Source organism: Sphingomonas sp. RB1R13, assembly GCF_036663775.1.
GTDB lineage: Bacteria > Pseudomonadota > Alphaproteobacteria > Sphingomonadales > Sphingomonadaceae > Sphingomicrobium.
This window is the reverse complement of the sequence record NZ_JAXOJM010000001.1, coordinates 259,005-278,358: the sequence shown is the minus strand read 5'-3', so window position 1 is coordinate 278,358 and position 19,354 is coordinate 259,005. Positions and strand designations below refer to the sequence as shown.

Sequence of the window (19,354 nt, the reverse complement as noted above, 5' to 3'; positions counted from 1 at the left end):
GGCACAGTAGTTCCCAACGAAAAGACGCTAGTCTGAAGCACCCCGCGCGTCGAACGCGGCCTGGGCGGTGCGGATGCAGGCGATGTGGGCGATCGCCCATTCGCCAAGCGCGCTGACGGGTTCGCGCAGCGACTGGCCAAGCTCGCTCAGGGCATAATCGACTCGCGGCGGGATCGACGGGGTGACCTTGCGCGTGACGAGCCCGTCGCGCTCGAGCCCGCGCAGCGACAGGGTCAGCATGCGCTGGGAGATGCCGTCGACCAGCCGCTTGAGTTCGTTGAAGCGGCGCGGGCCGTCGGACAGGATCATCACGATCAGCATGCTCCACTTGTCGCCGACGCGGTTGAGTACCGGGGCAACGTTGCGGCAGCCGGCGTGGGCGAGGGGTGCCGACTCGGCGGGCGCGGAGACGGCAGGCACATCCTCCTGCCGACTTTGTAAGGCAGGCACATCCTCCTGCCGACTTTGGAAGGCAGGCACAGGCGTGTTCCTTACGAACAAATTTTTGCGTTCTTGATGCGTGTCCATGGGTAGTTATTTAGCCATCCTCGGTTACAAATCAATACCAAGGATCAAACCATGACCATCCTCCGTCTCGATAGCAGCATCACCGGCGAGCACAGCGTCAGCCGCACGCTCACCAACGCCATCACCGCCCAGCTGACCGCCGCCAATCCGGGCGAAAAGCTCGTCGTCCGCGACCTTGTCGCCGCGCCGCTTGCCCACCTCACCCTGCCCGAATTCGCCGACACCAGCGTGATCGATGAATTCCTTGCCGCCGACACCATCGTCATCGGTGCGCCAATGTATAATTTCAGCGTTCCCAGCCAGTTGAAGGCGTGGATCGACCGCATCGCGGTGGCCGGCAAGACCTTCCAATATACCGCCGAGGGACCGGTCGGGTTGGTCGGCGACAAGCGCGTGATCGTCGCTTTGTCGCGCGGTGGCTTCTATGGTCCGGGCTCGCCGGCGGAAAGCTTCGAGCATTTGAAGACCTATCTGTCGACGGTCTTCGGGTTCCTGGGCGTGGCCCCCGAGTTCGTCCATGCCGACGGCATCGCGGTCGGTCCCGAACAGCGCGCGGCGGCCATCGCCAGCGGGCTTGAGGAGGTCGTGGCGCTCGCCGCCTGACCTTGGGCGGGCGTCGCATTTCTCTCCCCGAGCCTCAATGCGACGCCCGTCCTTCACCTCGGATTCAGGATCGAAGGCCGATCCAGAGCTCGTCATCCCACCGGAGCGTCCCATGATCAGCATCACCCCGTTCGACCTCAACGCGTGGCCCGCAGCCGAGCCGGCGACGGCGCGCGAGGATTTCTCCGAAGTCGAATATCTGCTCAAGCGCGCCGACCAGGAGAGCATCGCCGCGATCCGCGCGGTCGACCCCCGGGTTCATGAAAGCCACCTTGGGCTGGCGCGGGGCTATTCGCGCGCGAGCCACACGCTGATGGCCAAACTCGACGCCGAACGCGCGCACGGGTGAGTTTCGAGCGGATCGGCCGGTCGTCGCCTTTTCGCCGGGACCATTAGCTCAGGTCGCGCAATGCCCATCCGACGGCATGACGAAGCATCGCCGGGGCAATGAGCCGGCGGTGAACTGCGCGGATCGCACCCATGTAGAAATGGCCGAACCGATTGGTGCAATGAACGGCGTTCTCGAGGGAGAAGAGCAGTTCATGATCGCCGACGACCGTTACGCTGACGCCGCTGCGGAACGACAGGTGGCGATCGTCGGCGCCAAGCACTACTTGCGCCTCGCTGTCGCTTATCTGCTGGTCGAGAACCGGATAGCGCCCACGGAATAAATTTCCCGTGGCAGGGCCGATCAATGACGAAACGGGACAGCCGAGCGGCGATCGCCTGAGCCCCATCGGCATCACCAGCAGGTTGCGCAGGCCCATCAGCCGACCGACGAACACGGGCGGATTGAACAGGAAGCCTTCAAGGACGGCCTCGAGTAAGTCGCCGGCACGGTGTTTGGAACCGTCGATACCGGAGACGCGGATGCTGTTGATGTCCTGATGGTCGATCGATTGCCCCGGAAACTGGGCGGGAAGCAGCGACTCCGGCGGGAGTTTTTCACCCCGGGAGACTTCACCCATCGACAGGAAGGACATGAAGCCCAGCTTGTCGAAGGGCTTGGCAAGTCCCTGGCGCATCGTGCCCATGTTGCCACGAAACAGGTTGCAGGCGAGGCGGTGAAGCGTCCCGTGTGGTGCGTCGAGCGAGAGCGACACGGTCGGGATCTGGCGCAGGATATCGTCCCGTTCCAGCCATTGTCCGATATCGTCGTCGAGCAATTCGGTCAGCGTCGGGATGTCGGACTCATCGGACAGGACCATGGCCTTCAGTTCATCGTTCAGATCGCCGCCAAGCTCATCGGTGTGGCACGACAAGGCAAACATGACTGGATGGCGGCTGCCGCGAATAATGGGCGCAAACTGGTGCCAGATATTTCCGCCGAAGCGCACGGTAAACAGGCAATCGGGCGGAATGTTGATAAATCGGAGCGTCTTGAGGAACGCCTCGGCTCCCTTTGCCAGCGTGGCGTCATCGAGCGTGGAAAAGCGCAACTGTGCTCCGCCGCTGCCCGATATTGCCGTGAAGATACGGTGTCCGGCGTGACGATGAAACGGGTGGCCCTCAGGTCCCACGGTAAAGGAATAGAGCGAGGTGGCATCACCACGATCGAAGTGCGGAGCGCCGATCTTTGCCGACGGCTCGCTCAACTCGTCGACAAAGCGCTCATGGTTTCGCTGGCGAAACGACACGTTGGCGAAAACATGATCGCCAGCCCCATGTCCCAGTTGGGTAATCAGCGACACATCGATCGGAAGGTGCCGCTCGTCGCCCGACAGCTGGACCGAAGGGAAAGTACGAATGGCCTTGGTTAAGACAGGCGCATTGAGCATGGCGAACGTTCTTCTCAGCGCCCGCCTTTTATGAGCGATCGGCGGCGGGTTCAATGCGTCGAACAGGGAGCCGCGCGCTAGGCCGACAACAGCCGCATCGGGTTCTCGATCAGGGCCTTCATCGCCTGCAGGAAACTCGCTGCGTCCCAGCCGTCGACGACGCGGTGGTCGCAGCTGAGGGAGAGGTTCATCCGCTTGCGCGCCTCGATCTCGCCGTCGACGATGACCGGAAGCAGCTGGACCTTGTTGACCGCGATGATCGCGACTTCGGGGCGGTTGATGACGGGGGTCGAGGTGATCCCACCCATCGGGCCGAGGCTCGACAGGGTGATGGTCGAGCCGGTCAGTTCGTCGCGGGTGGCCTTGCCGGTCTTGGCGGCATCGGCGAGGCGGGCGATCTCGCTGGCCAGCGCCCATACCGACCGGGATTGCGCGTCGCGGATCACCGGGACCATTAGCCCGCCGGGGGTCTGGGTGGCCATGCCGAGGTGCATCGATCCGTGGCGGGTGACGGTCATCGCCTCGTCGTCGAAGGTCGCGTTGAGCATCGGCCAGTCGGGAAACGCCTTGCCCATCGCGGTGATGAGGAAGGGGAGGAGGGTCAGTTTCGGTTGGTCGCCGCGATCGCGGTTCATCATCGCCCGCGTCGCCTCGAGGTCGGTGACGTCAAACTCCTCGACCAAGGTGAAATGGGGAATGCGGCGCTTCGCTTCGGCCATGTTCTCGGCGATCTTACGGCGCAGGCCGACGACCTTGCTGACCTCGTCGGCGCGGCTGGGGGCGGAGCCTGACACGGTCCCGCCGTGGTAGAGGAGGTAGGCGTCGAGGTCGGCGTGGCGGATGCGGTCGGCGGTAGTGCGGACTTTTGCGAGGTCGATGCCAAGGTCGCGCGCGCGGCTGCGGACGGCGGGGGAGGCGAGGGACTTTGACCCGGCAGGAGCGGAGGGTTCGACCGGCGCAGGGACAGTAGCGGAAGCCGGAGCCGGAGCCGGAGCCGGAGCGGTGACCTCCTCGGTTGCGCTCACTGGGATCGCTTGCTCCATCGCCGCACTGGCGTGGACCGCGCCGTCGCCGAGCGGCTGTTCGTCACGGCTCTCGACCGCGCTGGTGTCAGCGTCGCTCTCGATCTCGACCAGCGAGGCGCCGATCGCGACCATGTCGCCGACTTCGCCCGCCAGTCGCATGACGGTGCCCGCGACCGGGCTCTCCATCTCGACCGTGGCCTTGTCGGTCATCATGTCGGCGAGCTGCTGGTCCTCCTCGACACGATCGCCGACCTTGACGTGCCACGCCACGATCTCGGCCTCGGCGATGCCTTCGCCAATGTCGGGCAGCTTGAAGACGAACAGCGACATCTAGGACTCCAAAACCTTTTTGAGGGCATTCTTCATCCGCAGCGGACCCGGAAAATAGACCCATTCATAGGCGTGCGGATAGGGCGTGTCCCACCCCGCGACGCGGACGATCGGGGCTTCGAGGCAATAGAAGCAGCGCTCCTGGACCAGTGCCGACAATTCGGCACCGAAGCCCGAGGTGCGGGTCGCTTCCTGGGTGATCAGGCAGCGCCCGGTCTTCTCGACCGAAGCGGCGATCGTTTCCATGTCGAGTGGCATCAGTGTGCGCAGGTCGATGACCTCGGCGTCGACGCCATTCTCCTCGGCGGCGGCAAGCGCGACATGGACCATTGTGCCGTAGGCAAGGATGGTCACCGCCTCGCCGGCGCGGACGATCTTCGCCTTGCCCAGTGGCACGGTATAATGGCCATCGGGCACCTCGCTGTCGGGATGCTTGGCCCATGGCGTGACGGGACGGTCGTGGTGGCCGTCGAACGGGCCGTTGTAGATCCGCTTGGGCTCGAAGAAGACCACCGGATCGGGATCCTCGATCGCGGCGATGAGCAGGCCCTTGGCGTCATAGGGGGTCGAAGGGATGACGGTCTTGAGGCCCGAAACGTGGGTGAACAGCGCCTCGACCGACTGGCTGTGGGTCTGCCCGCCAAAGATGCCACCGCCATAGGGCGAACGGATCACGACCGGCATGGTCCACTCGCCGGCGGTGCGATAGCGCATCCGGGCAAGCTCGCTGACGATCTGGTCGTAGCCGGGGTAGATATAGTCGGCGAACTGGATCTCGACGACGGGCCTGAGGCCATAGGCAGCCATGCCGATCGCGGCGGCGATGATGCCGCCTTCGCTGATTGGCGCGTCGAAACAGCGGGTCCTGCCAAACTCTTTCTGCAGCCCCTCGGTGACGCGGAAGACCCCGCCGAAATATCCGGCATCTTCGCCGAACACGACGATGTCGGGGTCGCGGGCCATCATGACGCGGTGGGCGTCGTTGATCGCCTGGATCATGTTTCTGGTCGTCATTTGGGTTCGTGCCCCAGGAATTCGCGGGCTTCGGCCAGTGCCTCGTCGCGCTGCTCGGCAAGGTGCCACGGGGTATCGGCGAAGACATCCTCGAACATCGACCCGATCCGTTCGAAGCCCTGCTGGGGAAGGACGCCGTCGGTCTCGGCGCGTTTCTGGGCGGCGCGGACGGTGGCGTCGATCTCCTTGTCGAGCGCGGTGTCGCGCTCGTCGTCCCATTCGCCGAGGTGCATAAGATGCTGTTTCAGCCGGGCAATCGGGTCGCCAAGCGGCCAGGCGCCGGCCTCGCCCGCCGGACGATATCCGGTCGGGTCGTCGGAGGTCGAATGACCCTCGGCGCGATAGGTGAAGAACTCGATCAGCGTCGGGCCATGGTTTGACCGCGCGCGATCGGCTGCCCAGCGCACCGCCGCATGGACCGCGAGCGCGTCATTGCCGTCGACGCGAAGCCCGGCGATGCCATAGCCGACGGCGCGCGCGGCAAAGGTCGACTGCTCGGCCCCGGCAAGCCCCGAGAAGCTCGAGATTGCCCACTGGTTGTTGACCACCGCGAGGACCACCGGCGCCTGATAGACCGAAGCGAAGGTCAGCGCCGAGTGGAAGTCGCCCTCGGCGGTCGCGCCCTCGCCGATCCAGCCCATCGCGATGCGGCTATCGCCCTTGATCGCCGAGGCCATCGCCCAGCCGACCGCCTGCGGGTATTGCGTGCCCAGATTGCCCGAGATCGAGAAGAAGCCGTGCGCCTTGTCCGAATACATGATCGGCAGCTGGCGGCCGTGGAGCGGATCGGCGCGGTTCGAGTAGATCTGGCACATCATCGTTTCGAGCGGATAGCCGCGCGCCACCAGCAGCCCCTGCTGGCGATAGGTCGGGAAGTTCATGTCGTCGCGGTCGAGCGCGTGGGCGGCAGCAACCGCGATCGCCTCCTCGCCGGTGCACTTCATGTAGAAGCTGGTCTTGCCCTGCCGCTGGGCGCGATACATGCGATCGTCGAATACGCGGACGGTCTTCATGTCCTTGAGCATCTGGCGCAGCGTGTCGGGGTCGAGACGCGGATCCCATGGCCCGACCGCGCGGCCATCATCATCAAGCACGCGGACGAGATGGGTCGTGAGGGGATGAGTCTCGCTGGCCGGGGCGGCGACGTCGGGACGCGGGGCACTCCCCGCGGCGGGGACCGAAACGCTCGAAAAATCGGGTGCATCGCCGGGCCGATAGGTCGGCTCGGGGACATGAAGGGCAAGCGGCGGCCGATTGGCGCGCGCGGCGGGGTCGTTCATCCTGATCCTTCCAGCCGACTGTCCGTCGGGCCGATATGTTTGACCCTCCCTAGTCGCTTGGGCGGGGCGGGTGAAGAGGGTACAGATGCAACCGCTCAGGGGAGCGCAACTCCGCCGCGCTGCTTAAATCGTGTCCATCCGGGTCGATGGTTGACGATCGTCAATTGACCCGATGCATCGGCGGCGGTTAGGGCGCGGCATGTCCCAGACCAGCAACTTGCCCGACCGGCTCTCGCTCGATCCGCGCAGCCCCCATTTTGACAGCGACGTGCTGCAGCAGGGGGTGCGGATCAATTTCAACGGGGTCGAGAAGACCAACGTCGAGGAATATTGCGTGTCCGAGGGGTGGATCAAGGTCGCCGCCGGGCGCAGCCGCGATCGCCATGGCAATCCGATGATGCTCAAGCTCAAGGGCAAGGTGGAGCCCTATCTGACCGAGAGTGAAGACACGGAAACGGCGCCCGAGGCTCCTACGGACGCCGCTTCGGACGCGTAACTGGCTGGTCCCGCCCGCCGACTGCCCCGTTCCCCAAGGAACTCACTCCAGGCCGAGGCCGAGAACGGGACCGCCAACGGGCGGAACGGCGTGGGTCAGGCCGCAGGGCGCTGACGAACGCGGTAGTCGTTGAGCTTCTTGCCGTACCCGGCCGCCAGCAGCAGCACGAGCGGCTTGGCGCCGCGACGCGCTGCGACGGCGGTTGCTGCCCCTGCCAGCGCACCGGTCCCGCCACGATTGAGGCGGCTGAACAATTTTTCGCCGACATAAGCGCCGAGGATCTTGCCGAACATGTTGATATCCTTCGTGAGTATATATTTGCAGGCCTGAACCCGCCGCGCGCCGAGCGGTTCCGCGCACGATAAGCGAGCTGTGTTTCGCCGATTGGGAGGGCGCGCCAACTGATGGTGGGAAATCCCGCCACTTTGCCGATGCCATTGTCTTTTGAACGACGTTTTTCCCGCGAAACCGCGATTGGCACGGCTCTTGTATTACTCCTTGCATCAGCCCGCGACGACCGCGGGCAGGATAAAAAGGGAGTTTTCAAATGTTCAATCGTGGAATGATCCAGCGCCAGATCGCGGTGTTCGCCGCTGCCCTGCTGATGAGCTCGATCGCGGTCGGTGCCGCCATCGCCCCGGCCACTTCGGCGGTCAGCCCGTTCGCCGTTGCGGCGACCTATGCCTGAGTTTGACCTCGAGCCGATCGAGGCGGTCGCGCCGGTTCGCCCGGTGCGGATGGAGCAAGGCCATGCCGGCGCCGATGCGCGCCCCAGCATTCGCTTTGCTCCGCTCGCCGGGCTGTTGTCAGGGCCGGTGTTCAGCCGGGCCCGCGACATCATCGCCGCCAACATGACCGAGCTGCTCGATCGCGCCGAGGACCCCGCCCGAATGATCCGCGTGATCATCATCGAGATGGAAGAAACGCTGGTCGAAGTGCGCGCCACTGCGGCGCGGACGATTGCCGACATGAAGGAAATGGGCCGCGCGCTGAGCCGGCTCGACCGGATTGCCGACAATTGGACCGAGAAGGCCGAACTGGCGCTGTCAAAAGGCCGCGAGGATCTGGCGCGGTCGGCGCTGGTCGAGCGGCAGGAAGCCACGGCAATGGCCGACGGTCTGCGCGAGGAGATCGACGGGCTGAACGCGGTGCTCAAAGGCTATGAGCAGGACATCGCCCGGCTCCAGGGCAAGCTGCGCGAGGCGCGGATTCGCCAGGCGTCGATTTCGGCGCGGATCGACAGCGCGATGAGCCGCGCCCGCGTCAGTGAAGCGATGCACGGCAGCCGCGCCTCCGAAGCGTTCGCGCGCTTCGAACAGCTCGAGCGCCGCGCCGACCTTGCCGAGGGAATGGCCGATGCGCTGGGGATGCAGGGGCCCAAGAGCCTTGAGCAGGAAATTGCCGAATTGCGCAGTAGCGAACAGGTCGATGCCGCGCTCGACGAACTGAAAGCGGCGCGCGGCGCGCGTCCGGTATCAAAAGGGGAAGACCAGTGATCTCACGCTATTCGATGAAGCGCCGCGACAAGAAGGTCGCTGGAGTCTGCTCAACACTGGGCGATGTGTTCGCGGTTGACCCGACGATCCTGCGCATCGGCTTTGTCGCTTTCGCGCTGATCGTCAGCATCAAGCTGGCGCTGATCGCTTATGTCGGGGCGGGGCTGTGGCTCCATTTCCAGAAGCGCTCGGCTAACCGCGCGGTGCGCGATCGGCGCAGCGACTTCGACCGGATGGAAGACGTCGGGCGGGTGCGCCCGTCGGTCTATGCCATGCTCAACCAGCTCGACGCGACCGACCGTCGGCTGATGGCGATCGACGATCATCTTGCCAAGCCCAACGACAGCCTGGCGCGCGAGATCGAAGCCCTGCGGGAGAAGCATCAATGACCGATCCGATGTCGATTGCGCTAGTCGGCGCGAGCATCATTGCGACGCTGCTGGTGGCGTCGGTGGCAATCCTCAAGGGCTGGCACGGCTGGCTCGAACTCAAGCGGATGGAATTCGACCGGGCGTGTGACGGCGTCCCGGTTACCCATGCCACGGGCGGACGGATCGAAATCGCCGACTTGCGGGAGCGCGTGCGCAAGCTGGAAGCGATCGCCGAAGGGATTGATTACTGACGGGCTTGTCGATCGAGGTGAACTGGGTTAGTTTCAGATGAAACGACATCGGAGTCGCCACTATGACCGACAATCCCATGGGCCTCGACGGGTTCGCGTTCGTCGAATTCACCGGTCCTGATCCCGATGCCCTGGCTGGCCTGTTCCTGAGCATGGGCTTTACCCATGTCGGAACGCACCGGTCGAAAAACGTCCGACGCTATGCCCAGGGGGACATCAATTTCCTGCTCAACATGGAGCCGGCAGGGCAGGTCGGCATCTTTCGTGCCGAACATGGGCCGAGCGCCAATGCGATGGGGTTTCGCGTTGCCGATGGCGCGAAGGCGCTCAAGCTGGCGGTCGAGAAGGGCGCGCGTGCGGTCACGAGCCATGTCGGGCCGGGCGAGCTCAACCTGCCGGGGATCGAAGGCATTGGCGGGTCCAACCTCTACCTCGTTGACGAACGCGGCGGGGCGAGCATCTGGGACATTGATTTCGAGCCGGTTGCGGGCGCCGGGGCCGACGATCATTCGGTCGGGCTGCACACGCTCGATCACCTCACGCACAATGTGAACCGCGGCCGGATGGCGCATTGGGCAGCGTTTTACGAGAGCATCTTCAACTTCCGCCAAATCCGCTATTTCGATATAGAGGGGCAGTCGACCGGGCTGTTCTCCAAGGCGATGACCGCGCCCGACGACAAGATCCGCATTCCACTCAACGAGAGCCAGGACGAGCATAGCCAAATCGAGGAATTCCTTCGCGATTATAATGGCGAGGGGATCCAGCACCTCGCGCTGGCAACCGACGATATCTTCAAGACGGTCGATGCGTTGCGGGCGAACGGGGTGCGCTTCCAAGATACCAATGAGGCCTATTTCGACCTCATCGACCAGCGCCTGCCGGGGCACGGCCATGACGTCGAGGAAATGCGCAAGCGGCGTATCCTGATTGACGGCGCGCCAGAGACTGGCGGGGGGCTGCTGCTGCAGATCTTCACCGAGAATATGGTCGGGCCGATCTTCTTCGAGATCATCCAGCGCAAAGGAAATGACGGGTTCGGCGAGGGCAATTTCAAGGCCTTGTTCGAAAGCCTCGAACTCGACCAGATGCGTCGCGGGGTGATTCCGGGTATCAGCGAGGGATGACCGATTATCTGACCGGCTTTGGTAACGGCTTCGCAAGCGAGGCGGTCGCCGGTGCGCTCCCGGTCGGGCGCAATTCTCCGCAAAAGCCGGCCTATGGGCTTTATGCCGAGCAACTGTCGGGGACGGCCTTCACGGCGCCGCGCCACGAGAACCGGCGGAGCTGGCTGTACCGGCTGCGGCCGAGCGCAAGCCATTCGGCTTATGTGCCTTATGCCAGTGCGTTCGATGGGGCGGCGAGTGAGGAGCCGCTGGCGCCCAACCGGCTGCGCTGGTCGCGGCCGACGCCGACCAGCGGGACCGACTTTGTCGACGGGCTGCGACCGATGCTTGGCAATGGTTCGGCCGAGCGGCTGGAGGGGTGCGGCGTGCATCTCTATGCGGCCGACCGGAGCATGGAGCGGCGGGTCATGTTCAGCGCCGATGGGGAGCTGTTGATCGTGCCCCAGGCGGGGGCGATGGAGATACGTTCGGAGACGGGCAAGTTCGAGCTTGGACCCGGTTCCATCGCATTGATTCCAAGGGGATTAAGGTTCCAGATTCGGCTCCTCGACGGACCCGTTTCGGGCTATGTTGCAGAGAATTATGGAAGCCTGTTCCGTCTGCCCGAACTGGGGCCGATCGGGTCCAACGGGCTGGCCAATGCGCGCGACTTCGAGACACCGGTGGCATGGTATGAGGATCGCGACGAGCCGACCGAGATTGTCCAGAAATATGGCGGAAGGCTGTGGTCGACGACGATCGATCACAGCCCGCTCGATGTCGTCGCATGGCACGGCAATTTGGTGCCCTACCGCTATGATCTGGCGCGGTTCAACACTATCGGAACGGTGAGTTTCGACCATCCCGATCCATCGATCTTCACCGTGCTGACCTCGTCCAGCGACACGCCGGGGCGGGCCAATTGCGACTTCGTGATCTTCCCGCCGCGATGGATGGTGGCCGAGGACACGTTCCGGCCGCCGTGGTTCCACCGCAACCTGATGTCGGAAGCGATGGGACTGATCCACGGGGCCTATGATGCCAAGGCCGAGGGGTTCGAGCCCGGCGGGCTGTCGCTCCACAACCGGATGAGCGCGCATGGCCCCGATCTCGACAGCTGGCGGGGGGCGAGCGAGGCCGCGTTGCGGCCGCACAAGATCGAGGGGACGATGGCGTTCATGGTCGAAAGCGCGCTGCCGTTCGTGCCGACTGCCGCCGCGCTGGCGAGTGCGCAACCCGATTATGACGGGGCGTGGAGCCAGTTCCCGAAGGCGGTCATTCCACGCTGATTCAGTCGAGCGGCAGGCCAACGTGAGTTCCGAAGGGCAGTCCGGGCGGTTTTCGTCCCGCGAAATGAATCGAGTTCGGCCATTTGCAGCCTGCGCGACAAGCCGTCCGATTGATGTTTCTCTTGCCTGGAACGCGAAGCGCTTGCTCCGTACCGGTCAGGGCGCGATGCCACGCTCGCCGCGTGCCGCAACCGAATGGCCGCCGAAAATTACCTGACGGCGCATAGACGGCGCGGAAAGATCAGAGATGCTGGGCGCGGGACGGCTGGCTTCGTCGAGTGCGGCGAGATGCTCGCGCCCAAGATGAAATCCGAGCGCGGCGATATTGTCGTGCACCTGGGTGACTTTGCTGACGCCGATTAACGTGGTGTCGACTCCCGGCCGCGACACGACCCAGGCGAGTGCGACGCGCGCGGGAGGCACGCCGAGTTCAACCGCCACCTTCTTGACCGCGTCGACGATGCCCCAATTGCGGTCGGTGAACAAAGTATCGCCGAAGGGATTGGCGCCATCGAGCCTCTTCTCGTCGCCGTCACGCTCTCCGCCGGTCGCCGGGCTGTCGGGGAGGCCGGCCTGCAACGGTCCGCGTGCCTCAACAGAGGCGCGGTGATAACGGCCGGTGAGCAGGCCATAGGCCAGCGGGCTCCACGGCATCATGCCCAGTCCCACCTCGCGGGCAAGAGGCAGGTGCTCGGCCTCGACGTCACGGCTGACCAGCGAATACCAATATTGTAGCGCGATCGGGCCCGGCATTCCGCGTTCCGAGGCCAATGTAACCAGCCGCGCGACATACCAAGCCGGGGTGTTGGAAATGCCCCAGTAAAGGATCTTGCCGGTGCGGATCAGCGACGACATCGTCTCCAGCAGCTCCTCTGCCGGGGTCACGCCATCCCACACGTGGATCCAGTAGAGATCGACGTAGTCAGTGCCGAGCCGCCGCAGCGACCCTTCGACCGCGGCACGGACATGGCGCGCGCTATTGCCCCCGGCACCGAGGTCGCGTCCCGCCGAAAAGCCCGACTTGGTCGCGATCACCAGCCGATCGCGAAGTCCGCGTTCCTTGATGATGTCGCCCAGCATCTCCTCGCCGCGCCCTCCGGCATAGACGTCGGCGGTATCGACCAGATTTCCCCCCGCTTCGACATAAGCATCGACCACTGCCGCCGCCTCATCGCGCTCGATTCCCCAGCGATCGACCCCGAAGGTCATGGTGCCAAGCGCGAGTGGGCTCACGACCAAACCCGAACGGCCGAGCGTGCGATAATCAGTGAGAGTCATGAACATACTTTCATAGTGATTGCTACGGAACCCTTTGGCGCGCGTTGCGCCCGGCGTCAACGTCTTCTATAGCGATCGCTATGAAAACTGTTTCAAACAGCGCCACGCGGCCGGGGCGCCCGCGCTCTTTCGATCGGTCGCAGGCGCTGGAGGCGGCCAAATATGTGTTTTGGGCGCAGGGCTATGAAGGGACATCGGTTGCGGATCTGACCCGGGCGATGAAGATCACCCCGCCCAGTCTTTATGCCGCATTCGGCGACAAGCGCCGCTTATTCATCGAGGCAGTCGACGATTATCTCGGTGGGGCCGACAATTTGGTCGCCGCCATTGCCTCGGCCCCGAGCGCGCGTCAGGCGGCACACGACCTCCTGCATGCCGCCGCCGACGGGAATACCGGCGCTCACACCCCGGCCGGTTGCCTCCTTGCCAGCTCGATCGTCAGCAGCTCTGCTGCAGCGGCAGACGTGCGCGAGAGCTTGGCGCTCATCCGGCGCCGGATCGAAGTTGCGTTGCGCGATCGAATCGCGATCGATGCGGCCGCCGGATTATTGACCCGGGACATCCCGCCCGAGGGGCTTGCGGGGCATGTCTTCGCTGTCGTCCAAGGAATGTCGACGCTCGCCAAGGACGGCGCCGATCGCGCGAAATTGCGGTTGATCGTGGATACGGCGATGAGGGTCTGGCCTCAGGACTAAACGCCCAGGAATCCATATCCCGGCCACGCAAACCCTCTTTCGTGCCACTCCCTTGTGCCGATGGGGCAGTTAATAAGTGGTTGGTTCTCGCGGTTTCCGCAGATTTCTTGCTGATTTGAAGCGAGCTGGTGACCCCTACGGGAGGGGAAACAACTGAAAAAAATCGCGTAAAAACAGCAGTTTTAGGGCCAGCAGCCTGAACAAGTGTAAGCGGTTAGGGATGACAAGTGTAAGCCAGTGTCGCCAATGATCCAACTGAATTTCTACCTGAAAAATCATTCAAAATCTTTTTTGTCATCAAAGGCAGAGGAAAGTTGCCAACGGAAATACCATGGGCTTCCAGTAGGAATGCTCGACGTGGTGGCAAACGCTGTTCGGGGAGCCGATGAAGGGAATCCGCTCCAATTCCTGATATAATCGAGAACGCCAGAAATCCGCGGTTTTCTGATATGTCCGCGACCCTTGTGCTACAGCCTTGTGCGACAGGCAAGTGTGCATAACCGTGATGGTCCGGAATGCGCCCAAACTCAGCCGTTCGGCTGGTCGCAGGCTGATCCCGAAAGCGGCATTCCGTTTGTAGACCCACAACCGGCATAAGTCGTGGAATGCGGTTCGTTTGCTTCGAGCCGCAGATTGATCATTCTGCTCGCTCGTTCGCTTCATGACCTCTTCAAGCACAGAGACGGCTTCAGAGAAGCTATCGTTTTGATACGAAACTCATGGGTCCTCAAAGCGCGACAAGCCGCCGATCGACAAAGCGAGGTTCGCGCCGGCCTCACGCAGTATGTTAATGAGTTCATAAGCCGCCTTTTGCGCGGCTAGGGCCTCGTCGCGAGAGCAGGGCTCGTCGCCGTAGCGAATACCTGGCGAGCATTGAATTGCCGCGATCTGTGCGCTCGCGTTGAAAACGAGGCCTGTAGAGGTCAGCGCATTTGCGAGCGCAGTCAGATTGTGCGTGGGCTTCGGTTCGGCCCCGGCCCGATCGATCGCCGCCTTGAGCACCTTCTCGGCGACCTGCAGCGAGGCCCATTTGGCATCGCCATAGCGGCCGCCCCGCGCCATCAGCGCCTCGACCGCAACTCCAGCGTCGCCGAGCGCGATCGCCGTTAGCGGATGATCGGTCCCTTCGAGCGTATAGGCGGCCAATACCACCGTCTCGAACGCGGAGCCGATCGTTTCGAGCCCCGCGTCCGAGAGGCGCGCCGCCTTGGCCGGAGTCATCCCGTCGATCAATTGGACGATATTCGCGGTCGCGGGACCGCGCGAAATGCCGGGAGCGTCGAGCCATTGGCGGGTGACCACGAAATTGACGCTGCCGAAGATGCGTGGGACGCGCAGCGCATAGAGGTCGCCGTCGAGCAGCAGGACTATACGCGCCGGGCACGGGTCCTCCTTCAGACGACCACCGTAGTTAGTCTTATACCAGCGGTCGATCGCATCGCTGAGCGCGGCGTTTTGCCGCAGATTTGGCGGCAGCCGCGCCGGGTCGCCGCCACTAAGCGGCATCTCGAGCTGGTAGCGCAGCGACACCTCGCGCAATGCGAGCATCGGCCGCGACGGAATATCGACGCCGTCCTGCGTCAGTTTGAAGTCGATTTGAGCCATCATCGCTTCGAACTGCGGGCCGTGTTCGGCCGGCCTTGCCACTGTCATGACTGGGCTGACTTTGACCCACGGATTGCCTGACGGACCCTTGCTCCGCAGTCCGGTTCAGCCTGACCGTTTCCGGTAGGATCACTCATAGCGGACGGCCCTCTGTTCCAGCCACTGCAGGCGCCGGTCCGTCTCGATTGCAGGCATGGCGGCCACTAGGCGGTCAAGAATCTTCGGGACGCTGTGAAGGTTGCTAGTCGTCCCCGGGCCATACAGCCTCCACAGCAGCGCCAGGGTGTCGCGTGGGAAACGCTCGGGAGCCTCGGACCGCTCGATCGTGAAGGTGCCGCCGTGGCCCTCGATCTGCGTGATGTAGGGCATCAGCTGTCCGAGCGCGTCCGGGAACGCGTCGGCGCTTTGGACCGCGAGGTCGGCGAAGTGCCGGCTGAGGCCACGCTCACTGAACCTTCGCTCGCGTGGCCAGACCTCGCGCAGCATGGGTCCGATGCCCGCGCGCCAGGCAATGGCGCGATCCGTGTCGATCTGGTGGATCCACTGCGTCAGCAGTTCGGCGGCGCCGATTCGGAGCCCCGGCGGGCCGGTCCTGAGCGCGCGCGAGACGGCCGCGGTCCCGAAGCCCCAATCGGCGTCCGTCTGCTCTCCGCGGACGATGCCGAGCGCCGGACCAATGATCTTAGCGGCCGCGTTAGTCAGGTCGTGCCCCTGTCCCGTCAGTTCGTCGAGGCCGCGCAGGATCGCGGCGCCGAACGTCCGCGACGCGATCGACGACAGGCGGCCGTCGGTCACCAGCACGCGGCGGAGCGCACGCCCCTCGTCGCCGTCGTCCGTCAGCGCGGCCCCGAGCGGCTCGGCCATCTGCTCGCCGACGACGGTGAGGACGAAGCCGGCGGCGTAGACGAGCGCGCCGCGCGCCATCGTGCCCTGCCGCCCGGGGGCGGCGGCCGCCGTCCAGATCGCATCAAGCAGCGCCGGATCGATCGGCGTCCCCTCGGCGCGGAGCACCTCGATGTCGACGAGCGCGGCTTGCGTGAGGCGGCCCGCGGGCGTGTTGATGAGATCGGCGTAAAGGTCGCGGGAGGGATCGAGCGCCTCTTCGTCGCGCGCCACGGCCGCCGCGAAGAGTCGCGGCCACCAGGCGGCGATCGCCGGCTCCAAACGTCTCGGCGAAGACCAGTAGAGGTCGGCGAGGCGGCCAGCGACCAGCTGCAGGAAGGCGTCGTCCGCGCCCTCAAGCGCATGGAACACTGCCACGACGATCCGCCGACGTCCGGAGTCTAGCTCGTCTTCCGGGAATGAGAGCCCGCCCGCTAGGTCGCGCCACAGGGGCGCGTTCGCCGCGTCGAGGGGCGCGTCCGCGAGCGTGTCGAGCGCGCCTTGGGGATTGGTCCGGCAGAAGACGCTCCATCCCTCGCGCTTCTCGATGTCGTGGCTGCCGATAACCTCCCTCGCGACCTGCAGCCGCTCGCCGTCCGCGGCGTGGACGATGGGTTGCGGATCGCCCACCACGAGGTGGACGCCGGTCGAGTAGGAGCGGAAGAAGTCGCGATCCTCCACGTCGCGGTCCAGGTAGGGACGGCGGTGCCTGATCGCCGCAAGCTCGGCCGCGCCCGCGGGCGACAGGCGCCTGGCCTGGCCAAGCATGTTCAGCCGCAGCCAGACCTCCGCGTCGAGCGCGTGCGCCGGCCAGTCCGGCTGGCCCTCCTCGACGCTGTAGCGAGAGTAGTAGGCCGCGCCCTCAGTTAGGAAGCGTCCCTCGACGTCGGCCACGATCTGGAACGGGGCTGCTCCCGCGCGATCGCGGAGCAGGACCGCCAACTCGCGCCTCACCGTCCAAAACGCGTCGAGCGGGAGCCCTGCCACGCCGGAAAGCGCCTCTTCCGCTCCGAAGAGCTGCGGTTGCCGCAGCGCATGGAGCCACAATCGCAAGCCGAGCCTGCCGGGCATCGTTTTCCAAGACGACGCAATCCTCCGCACCGCTTCGCGATCCGCGGCGGCCGCGGGCTCCAGCGTCCGGGCGATCAGCTCGACAAGAAAGATTGGGCCGTCGTGATGCTCGTTCTGGGCGTGCGGCTCGATCGAGGGGACCGCGGTGTCGCTCGCGTCGTAATCACTGTCGGTCATGCGGGCGTCGACCGACAGCCCGGTCGCCGTTCGGAGCCTCGCGGTCGCGATCTCGAGGACGGTGAGGGGCTCGGACGTGTTCGCGAGCGCGTCGACGAGCTCGGGGGCGCCTCCGCGGTCGGGCAGGGTGAGTCGTGGCCAGCACAGGTCCGATAGGCGCTCCGGAGTATCGATGATCGCCTCGTCCTCGTCGAAGCCCATGCCGGATCTGAGCTCCAGAGTGGGGGCAAGCAGGGTGACCGCCCGTTCGAGATCGTGGTGGAGCACCACCGGCCCCTTAAGGACCGCCATCAACGCGTAAGCGCGGTCCTCCCAGATGTCCGCGCGGTCTGGTCTGCTAATCGTGACGAGCCGCCACAGCCTGAGCCAGTTCTCGGGCACGTCCTTCGCCTGCCAAAGGCGGCGCTCCATCTCGTCGGCGAAGGCTGTCCCGAGTTTGCCGATCCAGTCGATAGCCTTTCGGCACCGCTCCACCGACTGCAGGTCCCTGACCATCCAAGCGGCCACGATCCACGGCGCGTCCCGCTCTCCCCAGAGCCGGCGCTCCGCGAAGAAGTCCAGCCATGCCGGGTCTGACACGCACTGGATCGCCACGGGCCAGAGATCCTGCCGGCCGTCGAGAAGCCATGCAACGTGGTCGAGGTCGGCCGCGTCCGTCTCCGCGATGGGCCGTGACAGGATCGTTTGCGCCCACTCGCGTCGGCCACGGCGCGGTCGCTCCACGAGGTCGGCGAGGCGCTCGAGGTCACGCCAGAGGGCCGCGTGGCTCGTCAGGTCGCCGTTCCCGTTCGGCAGGAGCTCGTAAGCGATCGGCTCGACGGCGAGCGCGGCCCAGCGCACGTCCGCATGCTCGCGCGAGGTCACCCCGTCCACAGCGTAGACGGGGCGCAGGTCCGGGAATCGCTCGCGGTCGGCCTCTAGCACGTTCAGGAAGTAGCGGACGGGGGCGTCGCCCGCGCTGTAGCCGACCAGCACGATCGTCTTGCACCGGCTAAGGTCGAAGAGAAACCGCGAAGCCCAGCCCGCCCGCATGTAGGCGTCGCCGTAGTCCGCGCTCGTCACAATAAGCGGCGTCTGATTAACGCGGACGACCGGGTCGGCGATCCGGCCGTGGATGTGGATGATGCCGCCGAAGCCTGCGCTGCCGGGCGGGGGCAGGTCCTGCCCTGCGAAGCTCAGGCCGCGGACGAACTCGCCCTCCTCCTTTTCGAGGAGGGCACGCTCGATCAGCGTATCGAAGTTGGTGGTGACAACCGCCGGCCGGTTCTCCAGGTCGCGGGAGAGGCGGAGGATCGTCCGGTGATGCGACAGGTCGGCGTCGAGGGGGACCTGGAGTTGGTCTACAACGGAGCGGATCATTTCGGTCGGGTCGACGATCCGGCGGCTAAGTGATCCGAGCGCCTCCTCGAAGCGGAGCGTGTCGAACGAGAGCTTCTCCGACAGGCTCATCTCTACGTTGAGATCGACGAAGCAGCGCGTCACGAGGGCGCCGAAGCCCGGCAACTGCGGCGCGCTCACGCCCGCCCCGCACAGGAAAACCACATCACCCGTCAGGAGCGCGTCGACCAGCTGCTCGGGGAACTCGGGGCCAGCTGTTGAAAAGCGCAGGCTCACGTCTCTACTCGCATCGGGGTTCAAACCTGCTGAGTCTTAGCGCGTGTATTGTGGAGTATAATAAAATCGATCGCTCCACATGCCCGACTGTCCCCACGAGCAAAAACTTGCGCATTCTATCCACTTAGTCGATTTCTGCTCGGCACGATAAACCAATTTCAAACCATATCTGACCAGAATGCGCGTGCCGGTGCGACCAGACATCGATGCCGGGCTTCGCTGCAACAATTTAATCCGATGCTTTCTACATGCAGCGACCCAGCAGCGACGGCGGCGTCCACAGCCTCCAGCATGTTCCGCCAAACCCCTTTTTGGCCGGAGAGAGAGTCCTTCTACCATGTTGAAAGCGACGGTCATATTGATCTCATGCTCCGCGAGATTTGGGTGCGTGCATTGAAAGGAGTCCGGTCGACGATGTGGCCACAGGCCTTGAACGGATCCGACAGCGTGGCTTGTTCAAGAACG

General features: G+C 64.6%; 19 protein-coding genes. 10 read left to right on the top strand and 9 right to left on the bottom strand.

All coding sequences use genetic code 11. The features are described 5' to 3' along the window. Window positions 1–27: 27 nt before the first annotated feature. Complete coding sequence (locus U1700_RS01345) at window positions 28–420, bottom strand: winged helix-turn-helix transcriptional regulator (RefSeq protein ID WP_332749480.1); 393 nt, start codon at window positions 418–420, stop codon at window positions 28–30. Between the two features lie 159 nt (window positions 421–579). Here U1700_RS01345 and U1700_RS01340 point away from each other — a divergent pair, with 159 nt between their 5' ends. Both U1700_RS01340 and U1700_RS01335 read left to right on the top strand, forming a co-directional pair. After that, window positions 580–1,131, top strand: coding sequence for an FMN-dependent NADH-azoreductase (locus U1700_RS01340; protein ID WP_332749478.1), 552 nt, complete (start codon window positions 580–582; stop codon window positions 1,129–1,131). 112 nt (window positions 1,132–1,243) lie between these two features. Beyond that, complete coding sequence (locus tag U1700_RS01335) at window positions 1,244–1,480, top strand: hypothetical protein (protein ID WP_332749476.1); 237 nt, start codon at window positions 1,244–1,246, stop codon at window positions 1,478–1,480. Between the two features lie 43 nt (window positions 1,481–1,523). On the opposite strand, the gene U1700_RS01330 is transcribed toward U1700_RS01335, so the two are convergent. The 4 genes from U1700_RS01330 to U1700_RS01315 form a co-directional block, all read right to left on the bottom strand. Then, window positions 1,524–2,909 carry a DUF2867 domain-containing protein gene (locus U1700_RS01330; protein ID WP_332749475.1) on the bottom strand — a complete coding sequence of 462 codons (1,386 nt, stop codon included), beginning with the start codon at window positions 2,907–2,909 and terminating at the stop codon, window positions 1,524–1,526. A gap of 77 nt (window positions 2,910–2,986) precedes the next feature. Continuing rightward, window positions 2,987–4,264: a dihydrolipoamide acetyltransferase family protein gene (locus U1700_RS01325; RefSeq protein ID WP_332749473.1), complete on the bottom strand. Its 1,278-nt coding sequence runs from the start codon at window positions 4,262–4,264 to the stop codon at window positions 2,987–2,989. Beyond that, window positions 4,265–5,278, bottom strand: coding sequence for an alpha-ketoacid dehydrogenase subunit beta (locus U1700_RS01320; RefSeq protein WP_332749471.1), 1,014 nt, complete (start codon window positions 5,276–5,278; stop codon window positions 4,265–4,267). Beyond that, window positions 5,275–6,558: a 3-methyl-2-oxobutanoate dehydrogenase (2-methylpropanoyl-transferring) subunit alpha gene (locus tag U1700_RS01315; RefSeq protein ID WP_332749469.1), complete on the bottom strand. Its 1,284-nt coding sequence runs from the start codon at window positions 6,556–6,558 to the stop codon at window positions 5,275–5,277. Before U1700_RS01315 ends, U1700_RS01320 begins: the two co-directional genes overlap by 4 nt. Before the next feature lie 199 nt (window positions 6,559–6,757). Here U1700_RS01315 and U1700_RS01310 point away from each other — a divergent pair, with 199 nt between their 5' ends. Next, complete coding sequence (locus tag U1700_RS01310; protein ID WP_332749467.1) at window positions 6,758–7,054, top strand: DUF3297 family protein; 297 nt, start codon at window positions 6,758–6,760, stop codon at window positions 7,052–7,054. A gap of 95 nt (window positions 7,055–7,149) precedes the next feature. Here U1700_RS01310 and U1700_RS01305 read toward each other — a convergent pair whose 3' ends face one another. After that, entirely contained in the window at window positions 7,150–7,347 is a 198-nt protein-coding gene (locus U1700_RS01305; RefSeq protein ID WP_332749465.1) for a hypothetical protein, read from the bottom strand. A 254-nt stretch (window positions 7,348–7,601) separates the two neighbouring features. Here U1700_RS01305 and U1700_RS01300 point away from each other — a divergent pair, with 254 nt between their 5' ends. From U1700_RS01300 to hmgA, 6 genes are all read left to right on the top strand, one after another. Beyond that, window positions 7,602–7,742, top strand: a complete 141-nt coding sequence (locus U1700_RS01300; RefSeq protein ID WP_332749463.1) for a hypothetical protein — start codon at window positions 7,602–7,604, stop codon at window positions 7,740–7,742. Continuing rightward, window positions 7,735–8,550 carry a phage shock protein PspA gene (pspA, locus tag U1700_RS01295; protein WP_332749462.1) on the top strand — a complete coding sequence of 272 codons (816 nt, stop codon included), beginning with the start codon at window positions 7,735–7,737 and terminating at the stop codon, window positions 8,548–8,550. Before U1700_RS01300 ends, pspA begins: the two co-directional genes overlap by 8 nt. Continuing rightward, window positions 8,547–8,939 carry a PspC domain-containing protein gene (locus U1700_RS01290; protein WP_332749461.1) on the top strand — a complete coding sequence of 131 codons (393 nt, stop codon included), beginning with the start codon at window positions 8,547–8,549 and terminating at the stop codon, window positions 8,937–8,939. Before pspA ends, U1700_RS01290 begins: the two co-directional genes overlap by 4 nt. Beyond that, entirely contained in the window at window positions 8,936–9,172 is a 237-nt protein-coding gene (locus U1700_RS01285) for a hypothetical protein (protein ID WP_332749460.1), read from the top strand. Before U1700_RS01290 ends, U1700_RS01285 begins: the two co-directional genes overlap by 4 nt. Before the next feature lie 62 nt (window positions 9,173–9,234). Continuing rightward, window positions 9,235–10,299 carry a 4-hydroxyphenylpyruvate dioxygenase gene (gene hppD / locus U1700_RS01280; RefSeq protein ID WP_332749458.1) on the top strand — a complete coding sequence of 355 codons (1,065 nt, stop codon included), beginning with the start codon at window positions 9,235–9,237 and terminating at the stop codon, window positions 10,297–10,299. Further along, window positions 10,296–11,567: a homogentisate 1,2-dioxygenase gene (gene hmgA, locus U1700_RS01275; protein ID WP_332749456.1), complete on the top strand. Its 1,272-nt coding sequence runs from the start codon at window positions 10,296–10,298 to the stop codon at window positions 11,565–11,567. Before hppD ends, hmgA begins: the two co-directional genes overlap by 4 nt. A gap of 156 nt (window positions 11,568–11,723) precedes the next feature. On the opposite strand, the gene U1700_RS01270 is transcribed toward hmgA, so the two are convergent. Beyond that, window positions 11,724–12,845 (bottom strand): aldo/keto reductase, encoded by a 1,122-nt coding sequence (locus U1700_RS01270; protein ID WP_332749455.1) that lies wholly within the window; start codon window positions 12,843–12,845, stop codon window positions 11,724–11,726. Window positions 12,846–12,925: 80 nt separating this feature from the next. Here U1700_RS01270 and U1700_RS01265 point away from each other — a divergent pair, with 80 nt between their 5' ends. Next, window positions 12,926–13,540: a TetR/AcrR family transcriptional regulator gene (locus tag U1700_RS01265; RefSeq protein ID WP_332749453.1), complete on the top strand. Its 615-nt coding sequence runs from the start codon at window positions 12,926–12,928 to the stop codon at window positions 13,538–13,540. A gap of 717 nt (window positions 13,541–14,257) precedes the next feature. Here U1700_RS01265 and U1700_RS01260 read toward each other — a convergent pair. Together U1700_RS01260 and U1700_RS01255 are read right to left on the bottom strand one after the other, a co-directional pair. After that, the gene (locus U1700_RS01260; RefSeq protein WP_332749452.1) at window positions 14,258–15,193 is read right to left on the bottom strand and encodes a HEPN domain-containing protein; all 936 of its coding nucleotides are present in this window, start codon (window positions 15,191–15,193) and stop codon (window positions 14,258–14,260) included. Window positions 15,194–15,274: 81 nt separating this feature from the next. Further along, window positions 15,275–18,889, bottom strand: coding sequence for an SIR2 family protein (locus tag U1700_RS01255; protein ID WP_332749449.1), 3,615 nt, complete (start codon window positions 18,887–18,889; stop codon window positions 15,275–15,277). Window positions 18,890–19,354 lie beyond the last annotated feature (465 nt).